4 protein-coding genes are annotated in these 3,022 nt (G+C 40.3%); 1 reads left to right on the top strand and 3 read right to left on the bottom strand.

The window, feature by feature from the left end:
* Positions 1 to 27: 27 nt before the first annotated feature.
* From AAC037_RS22755 to AAC037_RS22745, 3 genes are read right to left on the bottom strand one after another with little or no spacing between them, the layout of a single operon-like run.
* Positions 28 to 579, bottom strand: coding sequence for a DUF4199 domain-containing protein (locus tag AAC037_RS22755; RefSeq protein WP_339905852.1), 552 nt, complete (start codon positions 577 to 579; stop codon positions 28 to 30).
* An 11-nt stretch (positions 580 to 590) separates the two neighbouring features.
* Positions 591 to 1,106: a DUF4199 domain-containing protein gene (locus tag AAC037_RS22750; RefSeq protein WP_339905850.1), complete on the bottom strand. Its 516-nt coding sequence runs from the start codon at positions 1,104 to 1,106 to the stop codon at positions 591 to 593.
* Positions 1,099 to 2,346 carry a dihydroorotase gene (locus tag AAC037_RS22745; protein ID WP_339905849.1) on the bottom strand — a complete coding sequence of 416 codons (1,248 nt, stop codon included), beginning with the start codon at positions 2,344 to 2,346 and terminating at the stop codon, positions 1,099 to 1,101. The genes AAC037_RS22750 and AAC037_RS22745 overlap by 8 nt, the downstream gene beginning before the upstream one ends.
* A 177-nt stretch (positions 2,347 to 2,523) precedes the next feature.
* Between AAC037_RS22745 and AAC037_RS22740 the strand changes: the two genes are divergently transcribed.
* The gene (locus AAC037_RS22740; protein ID WP_339905847.1) at positions 2,524 to 2,766 is read left to right on the top strand and encodes a hypothetical protein; all 243 of its coding nucleotides are present in this window, start codon (positions 2,524 to 2,526) and stop codon (positions 2,764 to 2,766) included.
* The last annotated feature ends 256 nt before the right edge of the window (positions 2,767 to 3,022 follow it).

Genomic DNA, 3,022 nt, shown 5'->3' with positions numbered 1-3,022 from the left:
ATGATTGAAATTTGGGGCATAGGTCAATTAAAAATCTGTTGATTTGTCTCTTTTTTTAATAATGGCACCGAGGATTAGGGAGAGGATGGCATAAATGAACAAAGAAATACCAAAACCTGAAATTTGTCCGCCAATTGTAAATTGATCTTCCAATTCCATTCGCATTTCCTTGATTTGCTCACTGGAAAGACTGTCTGCTGCCCCAAAACTATCCATTAGGTCCATCATGTTTTCAAGTTGTACTTTTACCAGAATTTCTGCAAGCTCCGGATTAATCACTTGATACAATAGGATATTGCCAAAGGTGGTTATCAATCCGGAGACAATTAAAGTCACAAAGGCAAATTGGAAGGCGGTGCCAAAGGTCATAAAACCTCCTATATCTTTGCGGTATTGTAAGCCAAAGTAAATTACCATACCAAAAAACAAAGCAAAGACGGCAAAACCATACCAAGCTGAAACCAAATAGCTATAGTTGATAAAATAAATGACAAAGGTGAGGGTCACCATCACCAGACCAACAATTAATCCGGAATTGAGGGCTGCTTTCGTTGGGGATGTTTTTTCATTTTGTTCCATAATAGAGAGTTTTAAAATTCAACGTTCCTCTTTAAAATTATGGAAATTATGATGGTAAAGAACAGTCCGGGGAATATTTTTCTCAAAAAATCATTTATCGCCACATCAAACACTGTCATTTCTGAAATGTTTGCATAGCTTTCTTCATAGGCTGCAACATTTAATTGCTCCTCCAAAACTTCTTTATTATCACTCATCAAGGTCAAGTTGATTTGTTTGAAGGTTGTGAACAAGTCCATGTCCAACTGTATACTTCCCAATATATACAAGGCAGACAGTCCGGCAATGATGGTGTAGGTAAAAAAACCTACCGTCATGCCTTGACCAAAATACAAGTTGCCTCCATTATAATTATCCCGGAAGTTTTTGATGCCAAAAAACACAAAGATGGGTATGACCAAGTACCCAAATATAAGGTTCATGCTCAATGGCTCAATGTCCAAAAAATAAATCGTCAAGAAGCCTAAGAAACAAAGTCCTCCACCATAAAGTCCGAATGGCAATGCAGCTTTTAAATACCTATTCATTAATTCCCTCCATTTTACCCCTGTTGATGAGGTATTTTACTTTCCCTTTTAAGGATTGGTTATAATAAGGATTGTTGCTTGCCAGGGAAGCATTGCTTTTGGCATCAAATAGCCATTCTTCATTGGGATCAAAAACCGTAAGGCTGTCCCAAGAATCACTTTTATTGCCTAAAATGGTTTGAGGTCCCTTGGTTAACTTTTCAATCAGCAAAGGGAAGCCTAATTTTTCAGCCAACTTAACCAGGGCAGGAACAAAAGTTGGCAAGCCGGCCATCCCAAATGGGGCTAGGTCAAATTCCATGTTTTTGGCATCTAATTCATGCGGGATATGGTTGGATACCAAGGCATCGATTGTACCATCTACCAAGGCTTCAATTAAGCCCTCCTGTTGTTTTTTTCCACGAAAAGGAGGCATTACCTTTAAATTGGTATCAAAACCCAACAAATCTTCCTCTGAAAAAAGTAACTGGTAGATAGACATGTCAGCAGTCACTGCCAAGCCTTCTTTTTTGGCTTGGCGAATATGTGCCAAAGCTCCAAGTGTGCTGATGGCCTGAAAGTGCAACCTTCCACCGGTATACCTCAATATTTCAAGGTTTTTTTGAACGGCTACTTCTTCTGCTAAATCCGGAATCCCCTTTAATCCCAGCATGGTGGAAGGGATTCCTTCATGCATCTGGCCAAAAAGGGCAAGCATGGGGTCCTGTGATTGATCAAATAAGACCCCGTCAAATTTCTGTAAGTATTGTAAAGCTTTCATCATCCGGTCTGAATGTGAAAGGGAAACCAATCCTTCTCCAAAAAGCTTTACGCCATATTGGTTAAGATCCAGCATTTCCGTAAGTTCTTTCCCTTCAAAGTTTTTGGTGACAGCCGCTTGAATATGAAAGGTAGGAAACAAAAATTGGGTATGGCTTTTTAAATAGGCCACCTCACTTTTGGATTGAATGGGAGGGTTACTGTTTGGAAGAAGCACGGCCTCGGTCATTCCTCCCTGACAAAGGGCTTTGGAGAGGCTCTCTAAGGTTTCTCGGTATTCTTGACCGGGTTCACCTGATAAACACCTTAAGTCTGTCCAGCCTTTGGAACCCAATAAACCCTTGCAATCTAATAGTATTTCATCTTCGGCCGGGGTATCAGTGCTTACTGGATGTATGGTTTTTCCATCAAATATATAATCAGCGGCAGGTAGGATTTCTTTTTCTGTGATGATTTTTAGTGACTGGAAGCGTACGGTCATGAGCTGTTTTTATTTTTGCAAAACTGCAATTTTATTCCCTAAAATGGAAATAAAAGCGGAGGAAAGCCCGAAGCAATTCTTATTTTACTTCTCTCTCTATCCCTGAACATCCTGTAGCTATTATTTTTCCTGAAGAACACCAGTTCACATAAAATGATCTTTACTCCTATTTGAGGAATGATTTTGTCAGCATTGTTGCAGAAAAAAGGCAACAATACCGCCAAAATCAAGGGGGCGTTCATTTACCTGACCACGGGTTTTACCCGTGGCTATTGTCCTGTCAGCCCTTCAGGCTTCTTGATACTCTTTATTGTTAATGTCTTTTTAAGGATTAATGTAGGGGCTGCTGATTTCCGTGATGTCAATGGAGAAAACAAACCCTTGGCAGAGCTGAAGGAGTGGGTGGTTTGGATACGTTAACCTAAGGCTTCGACTCCGCTCAGCCACCGGTAAAGAAAATTCGTTTTAAAACCTCATTCCCCAACGCCTCTTAGTCAAAGGAGGATTTGTGGAGGTACCGGAATCCTTTGAAATATTGGATTCGTAAGTGTGATTTTGTCAGCATTGTTGCAGAAAAAAGGCAACAATACCGCCAAAATCAAGTGAGCGTTCATTTAACTTACCACGGGTTTTACCCGTGGCTATTGTCCTGTCAGCCCTTCAGGCTTCTTGATAC

The sequence above is a fragment of the uncultured Cyclobacterium sp. genome (assembly GCF_963976465.1).
Lineage (GTDB): Bacteria > Bacteroidota > Bacteroidia > Cytophagales > Cyclobacteriaceae > Cyclobacterium.
The sequence above is the reverse complement of the archived record's forward strand: the minus strand, read 5'-3'. Positions and strand labels throughout refer to the sequence as shown.